The following is a 2,073-nucleotide window of genomic DNA, read 5'->3' on the forward strand; positions in this document are numbered from 1 at the left end:
TTGTTGTTTTTACAGTCGTAGGCCGGGTTCCCACGTGCTCAGGCGTCTCGGTGGCTCGGAGATTGTGTGAGGGGCCAGCCCATGCACCGCGGCGCTTCGGCCCGTCCGCTTGCGCGGACGCAGGCGGTGTCGCGCCAGCCTCCCTCAGCAGGGCCTCGATCTCGGTGCGGTTCAGGGTCTCCGCCTCCAGTAGGCCCGCGGCGAGGCGCGTCAGGGCATCCTCGTGCTCGCGCATCAGGGCGCGGGCGTGCTTTGTTCCCCCTTCCAAAAGGGCCTGTGTCTCTGGGTCGAGGGGCGGGGAGGGGGGGGGGCGGAAGGTGGGCGCCGCAGGGTGGTCACGGCCGAGGAAGACGTGCTCGGGCCCGCGCGGGAAGGCCAGCGGGCCGATGGCTTCGCGCATGCCCCAGCGGCTTACCATCTTGCGGGCGAGGTTCGTGGCTTGCTCTAGATCGTTTTCGGCCCCGGTGGTGACCTCGCCGAACACCAGCTGCTCGGCGATCCGCCCGCCGAGCATGACACCTAGGCGGTCACGCAGGTAGCTCTGCTTGTAGGTATGGCGCTCCTCCCGCGGTACCTGCTCGGTCACACCCAGTGCCTGGCCGCGGGGGATGATGGTCACCTTGTCCAGTGGGTCGGCGTTGGGCAGCAGCCAGGCCATCAGGGCATGGCCGGATTCGTGCACGGCGATGAGCCGGCGCTCGTCGTCGCCGATGGCCTGCTCTCGCTCGGCGCCGAGGACGATCTTGTCACGGGCGAGGGCGAACAGGTCCATGCCCACGCGCTCGCACTCGCGGCGCCCGGCGAGAAGCGCAGCCTCGTTGACCAGGTTGGCGAGGTCGGCGCCGGAGAAGCCGATGGTGCGCTCCGCGATTCTGTCCAGATCCACGTCGCCTGCGAGCGGGATCTTCTTGGCATGGATGTCCAGGATCGCGCGCCGGGCGGCCTTGTCCGGCAGCTCCAGGTACACCTTGCGGTCGAAGCGTCCGGGGCGCAGCAGTGCACTGTCGAGCACATCCGGGCGGTTGGTGGCGGCCAGCACCACCACGTCCTCGTGCGGCTCGAAGCCGTCCATCTCGGAGAGGATCTGGTTCAGTGTCTGCTCGCGCTCGTCGTGTCCGCCGCCGAGGCCGGCGCCGCGGGACCGGCCGACGGCGTCGATCTCGTCGATGAAGATCACGCAGGGCGCCGCCTTCTTGGCGGAATCGAAAAGGTCACGCACCCGGGCGGCGCCCACGCCGACGAACATTTCCACGAACTCGGAGCCCGAGATGCTGAAGAAGGGGACCCCCGCCTCCCCGGCGACGGCCCGGGCGAGCAGGGTTTTTCCGGTGCCTGGCGGGCCCACCAGCAGCACGCCCTTAGGCACCGTAGCGCCGAGGGCACGGAAGCGCTCGGGGTTTGCCAAATGGCCGATGATCTCGGCGAGGTCTGCCTTGGCGTTCTTGAGGCCGGCGACGTCGTCCAGGTGCACCTTGACGTCTTCGGTGCGAAAGCGCTTCGCGCCCGACTTGGCGAAGCCAAAGATGCCCCCCTGCTGGCCGCCGCCGCCTCCCATGAGCTTCTGCTGCATGCGCCAGCTGATGTACAGGAACACGCCGAGGATCAGCATCCAGGGCACGACCGCGAGAATTACGCGTGCCAAGCTGCCGCTCTCCGCCGAAGTGGCGCGGATTTCCACACCGTGCTGCTCCAGCAGATCCAGGAGCCCGGTGTCGTCCACCTGCGGCATGGTGCTCGTGAAGCGCTCGGCGCTCGCGGCAGTCTTCGCCGCAGGTTCGCCGTTGCCGGTGGCTTCGCGACCCATTGGGCCGTCGGCGGTGCGGGAGCCGATCTCGACGCCGGCGGGCTCTTCTTCCTCGGCTGCCGACTCTGGCTTGAAGCGGCCTCGAATGCGGTCCGCGTCGAAAGTCACCTCCGCCCCACGGTCATCGTGCACCGCCTGCTTGAAGGCGGAGTAGCTGGGCTCTTGTGTCGGCGCCGAGACAAGGCCGTTCAGCACTATTGCCAGCAAAACGAAGGCGGCCGCGGCGAGTGCGTCGCGGCGCCCGTCGCGGTAGCAGGGCAGGCCGCTGG

The 2,073-nt window shown here is 68.8% G+C and carries 1 protein-coding gene; it reads right to left on the minus strand.

Annotated elements, in window-relative coordinates; all coding sequences use genetic code 11:
• On the minus strand, positions 1 to 2,065 hold a 2,065-nt coding region (gene ftsH, locus I6U14_RS15805; RefSeq protein WP_296900482.1), incomplete at its 3' end, for an ATP-dependent zinc metalloprotease FtsH.
• Between the last annotated feature and the right edge of the window lie 8 nt (positions 2,066 to 2,073).

Origin of the sequence: Thiohalocapsa sp. (genome assembly GCF_019695415.1) — a bacterium.
In the GTDB taxonomy this organism is placed as follows: Bacteria; Pseudomonadota; Gammaproteobacteria; order Chromatiales; family Chromatiaceae; genus Thiohalocapsa.